This window comes from Haloferax sp. S1W (assembly GCF_044593955.1).
GTDB lineage: Archaea > Halobacteriota > Halobacteria > Halobacteriales > Haloferacaceae > Haloferax.
The window spans coordinates 1,210,015-1,224,198 of sequence record NZ_CP172595.1 but is presented as its reverse complement, the minus strand read 5'-3'; the positions used below and the strand labels follow the sequence as shown (position 1 = coordinate 1,224,198).

Sequence of the window (14,184 nt, the reverse complement as noted above, 5' to 3'; positions counted from 1 at the left end):
GCGAACGCGTTCCTGCGACGTTATTCGTGCGGGCTGTAGTTCGGCGCTTCGTCGGTAATCATCACGTCGTGGGGGTGGCCTTCGGTCTGGCCAGCGGCGGAGACGCGAACGAAGCGTGCGTGTTCCTTGACGGCCGGAATCGTCTCAGCACCGACGTAGCCCATGCCGGACTGCATGCCGCCGACGAGTTGGTGGAGTTCAGAGGCGAGCGAGCCCTTGTACGGCGTCGCGGCCTCGACACCTTCGGGGACGTACTCTTCGTCTTCGTTGTCTTCCTTGAGGTAGCGGTCGGCACCGCCGGACTGCATCGCACCGACAGAGCCCATGCCGCGGTACTGCTTGTACTTCTTGCCGTTCATCGTGATGACGCGGCCGGGAGCCTCGTCCGTGCCTGCGAAGTACGAACCGAGCATGACGGCGTCCGCACCGGCGGCGACGGCCTTGATGGCGTCGCCGGAGTAGCGGATGCCACCGTCGGCGATGACGGGGACGTCGTATTCTGCGGCGACATCGGCGACTTCCGCGACGGCCGTAATCTGGGGCATGCCGGACCCGGAAACGACGCGGGTCGTACAAATGGAACCGGGGCCGATACCGACCTTGATGCCATCTGCGAAGTCGACGATTTCCGCGGCCGCTTCGCGCGTGCCGACGTTACCGACGACGACGTCGGCCTCGACGGTCTCTTTGATTTCGCGGGCGGCGTCGATGACGTTGAGGTTGTGCGCGTGGGCGCAGTCGATGAAGATGACATCAGCACCGGCTTCGTCGGCCATCTGGGCGCGCTCGTCGTCGAACGGGCCGACGGCGACACCACAGACGAGGCGACCATCGTCGTCGCGAGCGGCGTTCTCGTGCTCGCGGCGCTGGAGGATGCCCTGCATCGTGACGAGACCGACGAGTCGGCTGTCGTCGTCGACGATGGGGACGCGCTCGATTTTGTGGTCGTACATGAGTTCGAGGGCGTCACGGGCGCTCACATCGCGCGTGGCCGTGATGACCTCGTCCGTCATCGCTTCGCGGACTTCGTCGGACTCGCCGACTTCGAGGTAGGGACGGATGTCCGTGCCCGAGATGATACCGAGCACGACATCGTCGTCACCGACGACAGGGGCACCGGAGACACCGGCACGCTCCATCATCTCGTCGACCTCGCTGATGGTCTGTTCAGGCTGCGCCGTGACCACGTCGTCGCGGCGGATGACGAGTTCGTCAGCGCGCTTGACCCGCTCTATCTCTTGGACCATCTGCGCTGCGTCCATGTTTCGGTGCAGAACACCGAGGCCGCCCTCGCGGGCCATCCCGATAGCCATCCGGCTTTCGGTGACGGTGTCCATCGCAGCAGAGAGAATCGGAATATTGAGTTCGACGTTCTTCGAGACGCGCGTCGAGACATCGGCGTCGTCAGGCTCGACCCGGCTTTCCATGGGTCGGAGCAGTACGTCGTCGAATGTGAGGGATTCGGGTACCCGGAGCTTCTCGGTGAAGGGTTCTTGGTCAGGAACGTCGTTCGCCATATCAAGCGTGGTCTCGGCGACAACAAAAGGGTTGCGAGATGGCACAGGCGTGCAGATGTTTGGCAAACCAACCGGATTAGATATACACAGGGATGTGTACCATCGATCTCTCCGACGCAGCACTTCGTGTCAGATTGTCACATTCTATCATGGGACAAGTCCGTCGTGAATAATCACCATATTCACGAACATGTACCATAATATCATAGGCCACGAGAGATATAGCCGAAGAATCATCGGCACTTTTTATAAAGGCTCCAAATAAGCCTATGTCTCGTGTGGTCGTGTCCCACACAACGTTTAATACTCCTGTCCGAAATTCGTTGTGTATGGACTCCACGTGTCCCGTTGCATCGCGTATTGCCGGTCAGATGAACCTCGACTCCGGCATTCTCTTTACACCGATGTGGCAGACATTTAAACGGGAGTTCAAACTTGGACGAAATGGACGGAACGTACGGAATCCACGTACGCCCCTGTCTGAATTGCGTCCTTATCGCCGCTTGGGCCATGGTCAAGGCCAATAACACGTAATGAGTGTCTCACGTCACCCAGTCGCCCTTCGTCTCGAGCAACAGGTAGGTGGTGCGACCCGGCTTCTCGCCACCGTCATGGCGCTCCCCCTCGTTGACGGAATCTTCCCCGCGCTCATCATCGCAGGCGCGTTGAATTCCGTCACGGGTATCATACAGACTGGTCTCCTCATCTTCGGTGGGTCGGCGACGGTCGCCGTCATCCTCGCGGAGATGGATGGCTCGCGCCGCGAGCAGCTCACGTCTATCCTGCTCCTCGGGGCGTTTCTCATCCCCGTGGCAGTCACCGAGGCTGCTATCGCGGAGACCATCGAGACGCTTCTCAACTTCGAGGTCTTCCACCGCTTCGCCGGACTGGTCATCCTGGCCATCGCCGCGAAGACGGCCTCCTCGAAGGTCGGCGAATATCTCCCGTCACCCAGTGTCATCATCGGTCTCGGTCTCGTTGCCAGCTTCAACCCCGAGGGTGCTGCCCTCGTCGTCAGCCCCGACCCGTCGCGCCTCATCCACGCGGGTGCGGCCGCTGGTACCGGCGTCGGCTTCGCCGGTGCGGTGGCTATCTTCGCCCCGCGGCTCCGCGGCAACGTCGATATCGACCTGTTCCGCTTCGGGAGTTCCGTCGCGCTCGGCATGCTGGCCCTCGACGTTCTCGGCCTGATGCCGACGCAAGCGCCCGTCGCGCTCGGCGTCCTCGGTGTCACGGCGCTGTTCGCCTTCGACCCCGGCAGCAGCCCGGACGTCGACGTTGCAGACGACGCCGCGGTCGATACCGAGTTCGACGACGAACCCACGGTCGACGCACACGCACCCGCGTCGGTCGACAGCGCAGTCGCCGACGGTGGTGACGATGTCGCAGACGACGCTGGCGACGTGGTCGGTGCCGACGTCTCTGACGCGGCCGAAGATTCGCCCGAACCGGGATACGGCTATCCCGGTGAGGACGAGTCCCGCGCGCCGTGGCTGTAATCGGCCTGCTGCATTCCACTCGCCTCGTCTTTTTCCACCTGCGCGTCGAATCGCCAGCGTATGCGCCGAACTTTCGACATCCAGACCGAACGGCGTCTCCAGGCTATCGACATCACACAGCAGGTCTCCGACGCGCTCCCCGCTGACGCCGACGGGGTCTGTACCGTCTTTTCGCGCCACACCACCGCGGGCGTCTGCGTCAACGAAGCTGAGTCGCGCCTGCTCGGCGATATCGAAACGATGCTCGCCGACAGCGTGCCCGACGACGGCTGGGACCACGACGCACTGGACGGCAACGCCGACTCCCATCTCCGGGCGCTCCTCGTCGGCAACGGTGTCTCGATTCCTGTCGTCGACGGCGACGTAGACCTCGGGCGCTGGCAGTCGGTCCTCCTCGTCGAGTGTGACGGCCCGCGGACGCGAACTGTGACCGTGGCGATGCCGTGAGTGTGACGCAGTGCCGGAGGGCTTACTTACCTCGGAGCGTTTCGTCGGGACATGAGCAACCGCGTCGTACAAGGGCGGATGGTGACCCCGGAGACGCTCGCCGAACTCGTCGAAGGCGAGCGCCCGATGGAGGCCGAAGCGATTCAGGACGCCGACTTCGACTGCCCGGAGTGTGGAGAAAACGTCATTTCCGTCGGCTACATGCCAAGTATCACGGAATTCGTGACTGCCTACAAGTGCCAAGAGTGCGACTGGGCGGACGACGACCGCGACGAATAGGGCGCGTAGAATGCCTGTACCCTCTGTTTTTCGGTATTGGAGGGAGAAATGAAATGACCGAACGACGGGCCAATACGGTTCGATTGAACCAACAGAATGAAGAACGAAACGCCGATTACGAGGAGTTTGAGGCTTCAGGCGGAGGGACTCGATGATCACGTCGAATCCCGACCGCGACAATCTCGAATCAGACGCTGAAACGGCCCAAATCGACGGGATACCGCTCGTCTCCGAACCATCGCGCGAACGCCTCACGACAGCGCTACGGCCCGTACAACTCGTCTGGCGGGTTGGGGGAGTCGTCTCTCCCTCGTCGGTGTCGAGGGCGCAGTTCGTCGCTTTGGACTGCCCCGATCATCACTACGGTGATGACCGGAGACAACCTCTGTTGTACCGCCGAAAAAATAGGGGCGAGTCGCATTACTCTCCGGGCGGTTCGACGACGCCAAGTTGTTGCATCATTCCGAGCTGGTCGGGCTGGATCCACCGCTCGACGACCTTCCCATCCTGCAGGCGTAGGAACGCGAACACGGGGAACTCAACCTCCCGACCAGCCGGTTCGATCCCCATGAACTCGCCCTCATGGGTCGCACGCCACGTAACCCGGGCGGCGACGGTATCCTCCTCCGCGATTACGTCCTCGACGGTCACTTCGAGGTCCGGGAACGCGGTCTGAAGCTGTTTAAACTGCTCTTTAGCCGCTTCACGCCCACGCATCTCCCCGAACGGGGCAGGAAGGTGGTCGATCAGGTCCTCGGCGAATATCTCGTCCATGAGGTCGATGTTACCCTCGCTCGCCACCTCCTCGGGAATCCGACGGACGATTTGCTTGTTCTCCTCAGGCGTGGTTGCTGGTGCCATTAGCTTCTCCTCTGGCGCGCCCACCTCGACGAATCTCCTCCCCAACGTGGCTTCATAGCGAGCGCAAGTTCCTGTTACGACGCGAACCGTGTTAGTAGTTGCCACTCCTTAATGAAGGCCCGGAGATCTCGTCGGACCGCCGATTACACTCTGTCTGCGTTGTCCTCAGGCCCCTCATCCGCTCACTGGTGGCCGTCACTTCGTAGGACGACACATCCAACGCACGGCCCTCCGACCGCGCTACAGCCCTCGTACGTCATCAGGCGGAAGCCTCTGTTCCTCCCACTCCTCGTAGAACAGTTCTTGCTCTCCCCCGGACGCGTCGGGCGGTGTCACCCGGATAATCAAATACCGGGTCGTCGTGAAATTGCCCGGGGTTAAACCGATCTTACCCCCTTGTTAACGTATGGCGTCCGAAACTACTGTCAAGGAGTCCGAGACGACGGTGAGTGACGTGGACACGACCGAACAGGACGGGGACGGCCTGTCGCCCCCGAGCGACGCCTTCACCGGGTGGTTCGCGTCGTCGACGCTCCGGCTAGGCTTGGTGCTCGTCGGGTTCTTCCTCCTGCTGGCGGCGCTCGGCCAGCTGTCCGGGGTCGACATCCTCGGACTGACCGCGGAGCTACTCGGCACCGACGTCGGTCGTTGGCTCCTCGTCGCAGTCGTGGCCCTCGCCCTGATCTCCGTCGCCGTCCACGGCTTCACCGGGCGGTCGGACTAGCAACCCCGGGTGTCCCCAGCCTCGCGGTTGAGCGCGTGCAGGGCGGTCCACTCGCGCTCCTCGGCGACGTGGACCACGAAACGAGCGTGTTCGGTCTTGTCGCTCCGATTGGCGTAGTGTCGGAAACCGGTATCGCAGGGCTGACGCTCGGCGGTGATTCGGCTACCTCTGCCGCAAGCGCGGCTTCTCGATTGACAACCTGTCGTCGGTGCTGTTCGAGACGATTGTCCAGCCACTCCCGTCGCTCTTCGTCAGTGTCTTCGTTCTCTGAGTCGCCTTCGAGGTTCGAGATCCGGTGCGCGGTCTTCATCAGTGGACGGGCTGACGCCGAATCAGCGAACAGTATGGCCTTCTCTGTCTCCCGTTCGATCCGTCCTACGAACTCGGTAGGTGTCCCGCCATCCACGTACCGATCTTCTTGTCCGCCAGCCACTCCGGGATCTGGATCAGCAGTTCATCGTCATCGAGTTGACCAAGGAGTTCCCACAAGAGTCGCGTATCATCTTCAGTGATCAGCCCGCGTTCGCGGGCCGCTTCGAGGGTCACGTCGTGCTGGTCGAGCGTGTCGGTGTGTAGGTCCCGGGCGAAGGTGTCGTAGTAGGCGTATTCCCGGATATCGAGATCGGCCATCAGTTGCTACTACACGCCGTGTCGGGGTATATTCGTCCTGCCCACCGCGCCGTGAGACGCCGAGAGTAATCTCTAAACATACGTTGGTTGTCGTTCACCCAGTCACCACCGATCTACTCGGTGGTTAAAGGGAACCTACGTTGGCGCAGGGCCAGTCAGGTGAAGAGTTATAAAATTAGTATGACCTAATCTACATTTTGATACCGAAACAGGGACCCAATATGGCCGAGAACCGCGTCGTCAAGGGACGGATGGTCACCCCCGGGAAGCTCGCCGAACTCATCGAGGGGGAGGCCGTGATGGACACCGAGGGCATCGAGGATACCGACTTCGATTGTCCGGAGTGTGGAGAAAACGTCATTTCCGTCGGCTACATGCCGAGTATCACGGAATTCGTGACCGCCTACAAGTGCCAAGAGTGCGACTGGGCGGACGACGACCGCGACGAGTAGAATCGAAACCCCTTTAAGAAAAATCGCCATACGAAAGAGTGCACGCAAATCGGGGCTGTGGCCAAGCCCGGCATGGCGACTGACTCCAGAGGCTTGGCGCCCGGGACGAAACTCCAGCTGATATACAGAGCGGCCGACTGATCATCGGTCGTGTTGAAGACCCTCTGGAGTTCCGAGGCGCACACCGGAGATATCAGTCGATCGGGGGTTCAAATCCCTCCGGCCCCATTTTCTCTCAAAAATCACCCACATAGCGAGCGCTCCGTCGCTCGCTGGCGGCGTGATTTTGTGTGTAATGCACCCGGAGGATTTGAACCAGGGAGCGCAGCGAACGGAGTGAGCAGCGCGACCGTGGTTCACAATCCCTTCGGCCCCATTTTCTCTCGGAATCTCGGTTGTTGAAGGAAGAGGACAGTCGTGACCGTCTCGAGTTGGCACCGCAGCCCACCCGCGAGGAAGTAAAGCGTATCCTGCGGACGGGTGCCGCGAAGTGGGCTGAAGTGAGCGGCCGCGGCTGGAAGGAGTTCGCTCGGGAGTTCGTAGTCGATGCGGAAGCGTACGATACGCCGATGCCGATGCGGTTCCGATTCGGCGATCTCCGGACGCTCATCGGCTGACGGCCCGCCCGCTGAGTGGCGACACTATCCTTCTCGTGAAGTAGAAGAAATTCTTGCTGGTTTTTCAGACCTGTAGCCGCTGCAATTTTCTGGCTCTCGTCTCTCACTCTCGAGCGCCGTCACTCCGAATCAGCGGGGGGACCCTTGATTCTCCGTTAGATGTGTGGCTAAAGAGCCACACCACCAGATTACCGGAGTCTTCGCTTCGCTCAGACTCCAGATGAAACAGATGAAACGCAGGTCGCCGCGCCTACTCGGCGCGGCTTGACCACCTCAGTCAAACGTTGGTAGTATTCCAACACGCCGATTGTGAAGGAATTGACGCCTCCATTTATTCATTGTTGGTCAAACACCAGTTGTATGGACAATGAACCGACATGGAGTATGGTTATTCGCTCAATGTATCGCCTAGGTGAAGATTACCACGAATATATAGATGCAGACAGCTATCCGACTTTGAGAAGTGGAGACGAAGGAACGCAGAAAAGCAAAAAGAAGACTGAGTGGTGTAAAGACACCGGAAAGAGGCAATACCAGAATATTAAGAGTGACACAAATCTCTCGATGGAGCAAATTGAAGATAGTGTCGGTTGGCTTAGAAATGCAGGTTTAATAGATGTCATGGAGCCGTTTGATGACGTTTCGCTAGATAAGTACCCAATCAGGCTGAATGGAGACGGGTTTAAAGTCGCTCATGACCAGTCGATGCTGGTCAAACAAGAGAGTAGAGAAGAACAGCGGGTAGAAGAACAGAATCAAATTAATACTGCCATTGGGTTGCTTACTCTTGGTCTACTCTTTGCCACTATGGCAGATACGGCTGTCCAAGCTCTGATTGCACAAAAGCTTGGAACCAGTGTTAAGATGATCTTGATAATCGAGGCTACTGTTGTGTTCACACTCGCCGCCGTGCTCAAAATTACCGGAGTAACGGAGCTAGAATGATCTGTGGTCTGTGTGGGGTTGGTCCTACTTGCCTGAGCGTGTGTGACCACATTAACTCATGAGCACCTCTGTCGATACATTTCAGATGAGTATTACTATGTTTGTAAGTGGAAAGTCCCACGTCATGGTTCCGATCCCTCAACTAACCACCTACCAGTGGGTTAGTATCATCCTCCTCATCTCTACACTCCTCATCTCGATTACCAGCTATCGATCACAAGCCCGGACAGGGGTTCGAGAGGCTCTTGACCGACTACCGGATCTCTTCGTACAGGGTAACGTACCACGAACGAGGGTAATGCTACACGATTTTGAGTTCCTTAGGGGCCGCTCGACTGTTTCCTTACTGTTCTACAGTAGTTCAAACCGAGAGCCCGGAACGGCGGCTAAGCTCAGAGACGGGGGTACATTACTTGAGTGGAACGAGCACCAAAGACAGAATGCAGAAGATATCGACGGTGTTGAGTCGGTTTGTTTGGAAGACGGGGAACTTCGGTTCACAGTAAAGTCACGCAACGCTGTTACTGTTCGGCGAGTTACCAAACGGGTTCTGGACGAGCTGACTGGCTCTGAGGCGTTCGATTGAGTCGATATATACCCTTTGGACGGTATCTGTAGGGAAGGCCTGATTCTATTGACTGTATGTTCTCAGAACGCTTGACCCACACTGATCTCGCAGTTCCTCGAGCAACCCAACACCCAAAATCGAGACTTCACCGGGAACCGGCCACCACCGGGGGGCCGCCAAATCGCCCCATAGTGTAAGTAAGTATACGCCCGGTGGGGGGTATGTGGTGGTGGCCACTTGCCGAAGTATCCGCTGTCTGCCGGTTCGATGTTTTGGACCGACCACGGACCAACATTCGTAACAAGTCACATCGAAGATAGAACTAAGTAGGATTGGGTGGCCGATGGGGTGTCAACAATGGTATTCCGAAAGCTCCGAAACCACGACGGCACTCCGCTTGTTGCACTCGACCGTGACGATCTCGTCCTCGACGGCGTGATTGCTGCCGACGAGGAGGACCGAGAGGATCAGAACATGCACGTCCAGCGATTGGGGAAGGGCGTCTACGTTGTTCGGCCGGTACCTGAGGACGGCCCTATGAAGCCGCTTCACGAGACCGAGCTGCTGCAGGGACTTGTTAGGTGAGGCTGTGAAAAAATAGGATATCGCTTGTTTTCGCGTGGCCTCAGTTACTGAAAGCCACGCGGGCCGTCGTGTGAACTAGGACCGCCGTTGAGCAGGCTTCGGAGGTCGTACTCGGTGACGAGATACGACTGTGCTTTCCAGCCTAAGCTGACAACAGTTTGCACCTTCTCGCTGAAGGTAGCGATGTCAACGTCGTCGTGGAACGGGTAGAGGCTGGCGCTCACCTCAAATCCGTAGACGAAGAACTCGTCGGTTTTAAGATTCGCCGCTATACTGGGTTCAGAGATCCGGTCGATGACACCTTGTCGGATCTTCTTCAGATGATCCTCGTCTTCGGCCGCATCCTGAAGCTCATCTTTAGCGTGCGCGATTTGCTCAGGTGCGATGTTCACCTGTTGATTAGGCGTCGTGGTTGAGCGACCACCATCGGTGATGGCGCGCTGAACAGCTATAGCCTCAGCAGCATCGAACACATATCGGATCTGAACTGCTGACTCACCAACTACAGCAAGAATTTGATATTTTTGCTGACCGTGTTGAACTACACGTCCTTGGACTTGTTTTCCAGAGTCGGTCTGTCCCGAGATGGGTTGGATTATTTGATCGCCAATGCTACTAACGTGGTTGTCGATGGTGCGGAGTGCTTCATCGACATCTTGTTGGTTTACAGAGGTCATTTAATACCTCCCGCTGCTGTTAGGCCCCGCAGCGAGTCTTGGGCTAACAACACGATTGAGAGCATTTGATCACGTCTGTCCAGTAGCAACCGGAAGACGCGAGCTTTCCATGTTGTCGTAGTTTTCTCCGCAATCCCCTGCCGCGCCGAGTGCGGTAGATCGGGGATGCCTAGTGAGCGGTGGGTCATCTCGGACCCTACCCTGATGATATTGATGCAGATATAAAGGGCTTTTCGTTACCTACACAATCCGTGGTTGAAATGTGGGTTCAGCATATAAACCGTGTGGGTCGAACTTTCGAAGTCCACTTTCACTCCGCTACCCATACACTTATATATGTGTTCGGGCGTGAGTCATTAACAGTGGTAAATCAACGGATACAGGCGTTGTAACTCAAGTTTACGGCGGAGTCGGTGGAGAAAAGCAACAGTCCCCCACCGCTCACTAGGCAGTTTACCATCGTAACTGTTGAAGGATAAACCTACCGAATGTGACCGTTGTCCTGCGATTACGGATTGTACAGAGCCAGATCTGGCTGGTTATACATCAATTAATTGTATCCGAATGCCCGTTAATTTCATTTTAATAAATAGTTGGTTTTTCTTGCTTTCAAAACAAGTGTGGTAGAATTCATAATAAGCGAAAACCTCTATTTCAAGTGGAGTGCCTGTCACTTCATCTCTTGATGGCCCAATTTTCCAAGTATTGTCAAAGAAAGTGATGGCTAAATCAGGTGAAGAAGCATCTTACGTGAACATTCCAGCATTGTATTCTTCATATAATTGTTCAGGTGTGAAACCGTGATAGAGACTACTAGTTCAGAAACATCTGCTACACAAATCGAGAGTCAAACATTCTATCACACCAGCTCACCATATGGGTCTCTTACTGCTATTTAGAACGAACCCGCTCACGACCCGATTCAGTAATCCACCACGTATTCGAATTCCCCGCTTTCTTTGTCTCGACGTACGCTTTCTCTTCGAGCTGACGCAGCCGTTTCAGCGCACCCGGCTGAGAGAAATCTAAAACCTCGGCAACCTCTGTTGTCGTCAGAAATGGGTCTTCAGAATCCAGTAGAACCTCGAGGATTTCTTCGTCTGAAACGGTGCGCTTCCGACCCGACATATCATCCTCTTTCTTAGAGCTACACATATAACATGGATTCAAAATTAGTTTTGGAGACAAAACTACGTAGTGGAAACTCATAGATTGAATACGGAAGCACCTTCGCACACCTATCGCTCTCCGATAGGTTCCGCAGAAGCGGACCTCACTGCTGGCACAGCAGGCCCGCGCGGGCTTGCGTGGCTAAGGTACGGAAGCAGTGTTCGACTCAGCTAGTTCAGTATAAGCCCAGACTGAGATGGCCGAGAAACCCACAGGAGAGCAACCACGAGCCACCATAACACGCATATTGCCTACTTGTCTCACGAAAAACATAATATACTCGATTACGAATGAATGATTGCTGCCGTCAGAGGCACACCCTACGAAACGTTCTCTGTGGTCGCGTTCGACCACACGTTTCTACTCCCACCGAACGACGGAATCACAAGGTCGAGTCTACCCCAACGTCGAAGAGACGGCTCCCGTTTTGGAGTCTCTCACGTCAAATCTTTCCGGTCGAAGCCAAGTACCGAACTGGGTTCCAGCATTTAATAAAACCTACTTCCGCAAAGATAGTACTAAGAGCAAAAGCTACTGGTTCGATGCGCAACTGGTACGTGCGGTTGTCAGAGGCAGCCTATGTGGCCGCACAACTCTGCTAACCGCTCCTCCCACCACTCTCCCACTTTTGTCGACGAATTCCAGTCTCGCCCGCGTGGCGATGACACGTGTGTCCCTCGGTTACTCTCTTGATCGTTGTTGATTGGCAATATCCATATATTCAATTTGTCATGTACATCAGTTGTACTTACCAATTGAGGCCGTTGGTTCGTTCATATTGCCGATAAATCCTACTTCGTTCTCGGTAGCTTATTTGTCAACACCCTTATTATTCCCGACTAGCTCGTAGCTCGTGTGACATCCTCGCCCGCCCTAAAGGGCGGGGCTTCCTACAAGGGAAGCCTCGTCGTCGGAGGTTTCAGAACTGAAGTCCCCGAGCGTCGTCTGTCGGGATTTCCGACTCTGCTCGCGGTGTCCTGTGGTGCTGTCACAAGCACTCCCATCCTATGGCGAGTCATTGGTGTGCAGTTTCAACGCGCACCTCTCTCCCCACGGGTCTACGCGACGTGCGATGTTCACACTCGCGTTAATATCTGCTTGGTACTCCGTCACCCAACACTCGTCGCTCGTACAGCGGAACATGGCTTGAGAACTACGAGAACCGATGTGTCCACACTCATGGCATGTTTGACTCGTGTACGCTGGGTTCACGAGTCTGACACAGATGCCCGCGTCACGGGCTTTGTCCTCGATTCGGCCAGTGAGTCGTGCGAACGCCCAGTTGTGAAGACGACGATTCATCCACTTCCCGTAGTCCAGATGTTCGCGGATGTACGACAGGTCTTCGAGAACGATAACGGGGTTCTCGAACTGTTGGGCGTACTCGATAGCCTGTCGAGACGCTTTCTCGACAATATCCGTGAGAGCGTTCTGATAATGGTCGAATCGCTCTTGAATTCGCCACTCGGCGTCTCGCTCTTGGAGGCGACGGAGGGTCGTGAACATCTCCTTTCGGAGGCGTCGGGCACGACCGCCGTTGTAGATGTACGGTTGGGTTGGAGTGCCGTCCCGAAGGGCACAGCCCGTCAGGAGTTTGGATTCCCCAATATCGAATCCGATGTACGTCGGCTCGTCTGGTTCAGTTGGCTCTGCGACCTCGTACTCGACAGTGACGTGAAGCACCCAATTCGTTCGATGCTCTTGCAGTCGAAACTCTCCGACCGACATGTCGCCGTCGAGGAGGTCGTCCCACAACTCTCTCTGTGCGGGATTGATACGGAGCGGAATCCAGAACGCATTGCCACGTCCTGCCTGTGGGACGCGCCAGCAGAACTCGTGTCGTCGCTCCTCAGAGTGGTCGAGACGCCACCCACGGTTCGTGAATCGAACGGGGTGGTCGTCCTTCAACTGCGAAGCGTTGTACGTGTCCCGCAGTTTCGGGACGTAGGACTTGAGCGCGTCTTTCGCGTAGGACGTGAGCGTGTACGGCGTCACAACGTCGTTAACCGCTGTCTGTGTTGTCGCGCCACTCTCGAACGATTCGGAGAGAGCGCGACGGTAGGTCGCCACAGTTCGTTGAAGACGACGCTCTTTGTGCGCCGTTGGGGGCGCGAGCGTGGCCTGCAACGTCTTGGTGGCAGTAGCGGTCACAGTAGAACACTCGAAACCATGAAAGTTAAAACTATTGATTCACTAAGTTGTAGCATAGATGCCGAACCTGAACATCGAAGTGAGCGACGAAGAATACGAGAAACTGAGCGAAGTAAAGGAAGCACACGGCCTGACGTGGCGTGGACTCGTCATTCAGGGTGCGAAAGCACTGGACACCGAGGGGCCACTGTAAGTCAAGGGGTACTGTGTACGAACGCGATTCCTCCCCGCCGTTTACGGCGGGGTTTCCTCGCTACCGCAAGATGAGGGAGCCCAACGCGGGGTGGACCACCGACCATCTCGGTCAAACGTCGGCGGTATTCCGACACGCGGAGTACGAGTTATCGGTCAAGATAGAGCCGCGTTATCGGTCGTCAGTCTCTCGAAGTCGGGGGAGAGCACAACGACCGGCCACGTACCGAATTCGGGTCGTACAAGATTGGTTCTCGAAGGGCGTCCACGGTGACCACACGATGACCGCGACGGTGGATTCGTGGGACGAAGCCGTCGAAGTGGCGAACGAATTCATGGCGGAGTTCACCGAAGAGCGGGACCAACAACCGAAAGATGTCGTCGAAGCCACCCACCGGAGCGCGGAGGAACCGGAGACCGCAGAGCAGTTGCTGACCGCAGAATCGTCTGTGGAAGCGTTCGCGGACGCATCGGGCTACACGGACGAACTCCTCCTGCAGGTACTCGGCGAGCAGACTGGTGACCAGTATCGAGTCGTCTCGCACCGTGTTGGCGACCACATCGAATTCGTCTACGGCGAGGACGACGACTGTCTGGAGGTCGTTCCGCTCGAAGCGGTGTATGCGACGTTCTCCATCGACAAACTCGGTCTCGAAACGCTCCTCGTCGAAGCGAACAACCTCGTCTCGACGCTCAACATCGGTGACCTCGTCGTCTACCGATTCATCGCCAACGACAGCGAGGAGACGGATATCATTCTTTCGCGGGGAACGCAGGTGGTGTCACCGACGTTCGAGCGCACGATGTGGAGTGTGCTGGAGGAAAAGTACGACGGGACCATCGTTTCAGACGACTAGTCGAAATTCAGAG

General features: G+C 56.8%; 15 protein-coding genes, 1 tRNA gene and 2 pseudogenes. 12 read left to right on the top strand and 6 right to left on the bottom strand.

The features are described from left to right. Nucleotides 1–20: 20 nt before the first annotated feature. Nucleotides 21–1,517: an IMP dehydrogenase gene (guaB, locus tag ACH9L7_RS06435; RefSeq protein ID WP_396612899.1), complete on the bottom strand. Its 1,497-nt coding sequence runs from the start codon at nucleotides 1,515–1,517 to the stop codon at nucleotides 21–23. A 611-nt stretch (nucleotides 1,518–2,128) separates the two neighbouring features. On the opposite strand from guaB, the gene ACH9L7_RS06430 reads away from it, so the two are divergent. The 3 genes from ACH9L7_RS06430 (at nucleotide 2,129) to ACH9L7_RS06420 (ending at nucleotide 3,742) form a co-directional block, all read left to right on the top strand. Then, nucleotides 2,129–3,016: a DUF5794 domain-containing protein gene (locus tag ACH9L7_RS06430; protein ID WP_396613232.1), complete on the top strand. Its 888-nt coding sequence runs from the start codon at nucleotides 2,129–2,131 to the stop codon at nucleotides 3,014–3,016. Nucleotides 3,017–3,076: 60 nt separating this feature from the next. Next, on the top strand, nucleotides 3,077–3,463 hold the full coding sequence (locus tag ACH9L7_RS06425; protein WP_396612898.1) for a secondary thiamine-phosphate synthase enzyme YjbQ: 387 nt from the start codon (nucleotides 3,077–3,079) through the stop codon (nucleotides 3,461–3,463). Between the two features lie 78 nt (nucleotides 3,464–3,541). Then, nucleotides 3,542–3,742: a DUF5795 family protein gene (locus tag ACH9L7_RS06420; RefSeq protein WP_007539725.1), complete on the top strand. Its 201-nt coding sequence runs from the start codon at nucleotides 3,542–3,544 to the stop codon at nucleotides 3,740–3,742. Between the two features lie 420 nt (nucleotides 3,743–4,162). Here ACH9L7_RS06420 and ACH9L7_RS06415 read toward each other — a convergent pair whose 3' ends face one another. After that, entirely contained in the window at nucleotides 4,163–4,603 is a 441-nt protein-coding gene (locus ACH9L7_RS06415) for an ester cyclase (protein ID WP_396613231.1), read from the bottom strand. 406 nt (nucleotides 4,604–5,009) lie between these two features. On the opposite strand from ACH9L7_RS06415, the gene ACH9L7_RS06410 reads away from it, so the two are divergent. Together ACH9L7_RS06410 and ACH9L7_RS06405 are read left to right on the top strand one after the other, a co-directional pair. Continuing rightward, nucleotides 5,010–5,327, top strand: a complete 318-nt coding sequence (locus ACH9L7_RS06410; protein ID WP_396612897.1) for a hypothetical protein — start codon at nucleotides 5,010–5,012, stop codon at nucleotides 5,325–5,327. A 32-nt stretch (nucleotides 5,328–5,359) separates the two neighbouring features. After that, nucleotides 5,360–5,538, top strand: a pseudogene (locus ACH9L7_RS06405) (FAD-linked oxidase); the annotation flags it as partial. Between the two features lie 164 nt (nucleotides 5,539–5,702). On the opposite strand, the gene ACH9L7_RS06400 reads toward ACH9L7_RS06405, so the two are convergent. Then, complete coding sequence (locus ACH9L7_RS06400; protein WP_396612896.1) at nucleotides 5,703–5,957, bottom strand: hypothetical protein; 255 nt, start codon at nucleotides 5,955–5,957, stop codon at nucleotides 5,703–5,705. Between the two features lie 251 nt (nucleotides 5,958–6,208). On the opposite strand from ACH9L7_RS06400, the gene ACH9L7_RS06395 reads away from it, so the two are divergent. From ACH9L7_RS06395 to ACH9L7_RS06375, 5 genes are all read left to right on the top strand, one after another. Beyond that, nucleotides 6,209–6,409: a DUF5795 family protein gene (locus tag ACH9L7_RS06395; protein WP_396613230.1), complete on the top strand. Its 201-nt coding sequence runs from the start codon at nucleotides 6,209–6,211 to the stop codon at nucleotides 6,407–6,409. A gap of 51 nt (nucleotides 6,410–6,460) precedes the next feature. Beyond that, nucleotides 6,461–6,637: transfer RNA gene (locus ACH9L7_RS06390), tRNA-Trp, on the top strand. A 203-nt stretch (nucleotides 6,638–6,840) separates the two neighbouring features. Further along, nucleotides 6,841–7,026 carry a hypothetical protein gene (locus ACH9L7_RS06385; protein WP_396612895.1) on the top strand — a complete coding sequence of 62 codons (186 nt, stop codon included), beginning with the start codon at nucleotides 6,841–6,843 and terminating at the stop codon, nucleotides 7,024–7,026. Between the two features lie 360 nt (nucleotides 7,027–7,386). Further along, nucleotides 7,387–7,971 (top strand): hypothetical protein, encoded by a 585-nt coding sequence (locus ACH9L7_RS06380; RefSeq protein ID WP_396612894.1) that lies wholly within the window; start codon nucleotides 7,387–7,389, stop codon nucleotides 7,969–7,971. Between the two features lie 925 nt (nucleotides 7,972–8,896). Further along, nucleotides 8,897–9,124 carry a hypothetical protein gene (locus tag ACH9L7_RS06375; RefSeq protein ID WP_396612893.1) on the top strand — a complete coding sequence of 76 codons (228 nt, stop codon included), beginning with the start codon at nucleotides 8,897–8,899 and terminating at the stop codon, nucleotides 9,122–9,124. Nucleotides 9,125–9,168: 44 nt separating this feature from the next. On the opposite strand, the gene ACH9L7_RS06370 is transcribed toward ACH9L7_RS06375, so the two are convergent. From ACH9L7_RS06370 to ACH9L7_RS06360, 3 genes and pseudogenes are all read right to left on the bottom strand, one after another. Continuing rightward, on the bottom strand, nucleotides 9,169–9,801 hold the full coding sequence (locus ACH9L7_RS06370) for a hypothetical protein (protein WP_396612892.1): 633 nt from the start codon (nucleotides 9,799–9,801) through the stop codon (nucleotides 9,169–9,171). 891 nt (nucleotides 9,802–10,692) lie between these two features. Then, nucleotides 10,693–10,929, bottom strand: a complete 237-nt coding sequence (locus ACH9L7_RS06365) for a winged helix-turn-helix domain-containing protein (RefSeq protein ID WP_396612891.1) — start codon at nucleotides 10,927–10,929, stop codon at nucleotides 10,693–10,695. Nucleotides 10,930–11,844: 915 nt separating this feature from the next. Continuing rightward, nucleotides 11,845–13,122: pseudogene (locus ACH9L7_RS06360) on the bottom strand (RNA-guided endonuclease TnpB family protein). A gap of 58 nt (nucleotides 13,123–13,180) precedes the next feature. Between ACH9L7_RS06360 and ACH9L7_RS06355 the strand changes: the two are divergent. Further along, nucleotides 13,181–13,315, top strand: a complete 135-nt coding sequence (locus tag ACH9L7_RS06355; RefSeq protein WP_007543265.1) for a hypothetical protein — start codon at nucleotides 13,181–13,183, stop codon at nucleotides 13,313–13,315. Between the two features lie 280 nt (nucleotides 13,316–13,595). Continuing rightward, nucleotides 13,596–14,171 carry a hypothetical protein gene (locus tag ACH9L7_RS06350; RefSeq protein ID WP_396612890.1) on the top strand — a complete coding sequence of 192 codons (576 nt, stop codon included), beginning with the start codon at nucleotides 13,596–13,598 and terminating at the stop codon, nucleotides 14,169–14,171. Nucleotides 14,172–14,184 lie beyond the last annotated feature (13 nt).

What these genes read in the sequence shown, in the direction of transcription:
- ACH9L7_RS06415 (WP_396613231.1), bottom strand. Translation starts at nt 4,603, where the DNA reads ATGGCACCAGCAACCACGCCTGAGGAGAACAAGCAAATCGTCCGTCGG.
- ACH9L7_RS06380 (WP_396612894.1), top strand. Translation starts at nt 7,387, where the DNA reads ATGGACAATGAACCGACATGGAGTATGGTTATTCGCTCAATGTATCGC.
- ACH9L7_RS06420 (WP_007539725.1), top strand. Translation starts at nt 3,542, where the DNA reads ATGGTGACCCCGGAGACGCTCGCCGAACTCGTCGAAGGCGAGCGCCCG.
- ACH9L7_RS06430 (WP_396613232.1), top strand. Translation starts at nt 2,129, where the DNA reads ATGGCGCTCCCCCTCGTTGACGGAATCTTCCCCGCGCTCATCATCGCA.
- ACH9L7_RS06425 (WP_396612898.1), top strand. Translation starts at nt 3,077, where the DNA reads ATGCGCCGAACTTTCGACATCCAGACCGAACGGCGTCTCCAGGCTATC.
- guaB (WP_396612899.1), bottom strand. Translation starts at nt 1,517, where the DNA reads ATGGCGAACGACGTTCCTGACCAAGAACCCTTCACCGAGAAGCTCCGG.
- ACH9L7_RS06395 (WP_396613230.1), top strand. Translation starts at nt 6,209, where the DNA reads ATGGTCACCCCCGGGAAGCTCGCCGAACTCATCGAGGGGGAGGCCGTG.
- ACH9L7_RS06370 (WP_396612892.1), bottom strand. Translation starts at nt 9,801, where the DNA reads ATGACCTCTGTAAACCAACAAGATGTCGATGAAGCACTCCGCACCATC.
- ACH9L7_RS06400 (WP_396612896.1), bottom strand. Translation starts at nt 5,957, where the DNA reads ATGGCCGATCTCGATATCCGGGAATACGCCTACTACGACACCTTCGCC.
- ACH9L7_RS06410 (WP_396612897.1), top strand. Translation starts at nt 5,010, where the DNA reads ATGGCGTCCGAAACTACTGTCAAGGAGTCCGAGACGACGGTGAGTGAC.
- ACH9L7_RS06375 (WP_396612893.1), top strand. Translation starts at nt 8,897, where the DNA reads ATGGTATTCCGAAAGCTCCGAAACCACGACGGCACTCCGCTTGTTGCA.
- ACH9L7_RS06355 (WP_007543265.1), top strand. Translation starts at nt 13,181, where the DNA reads ATGCCGAACCTGAACATCGAAGTGAGCGACGAAGAATACGAGAAACTG.
- ACH9L7_RS06350 (WP_396612890.1), top strand. Translation starts at nt 13,596, where the DNA reads ATGACCGCGACGGTGGATTCGTGGGACGAAGCCGTCGAAGTGGCGAAC.
- ACH9L7_RS06365 (WP_396612891.1), bottom strand. Translation starts at nt 10,929, where the DNA reads ATGTCGGGTCGGAAGCGCACCGTTTCAGACGAAGAAATCCTCGAGGTT.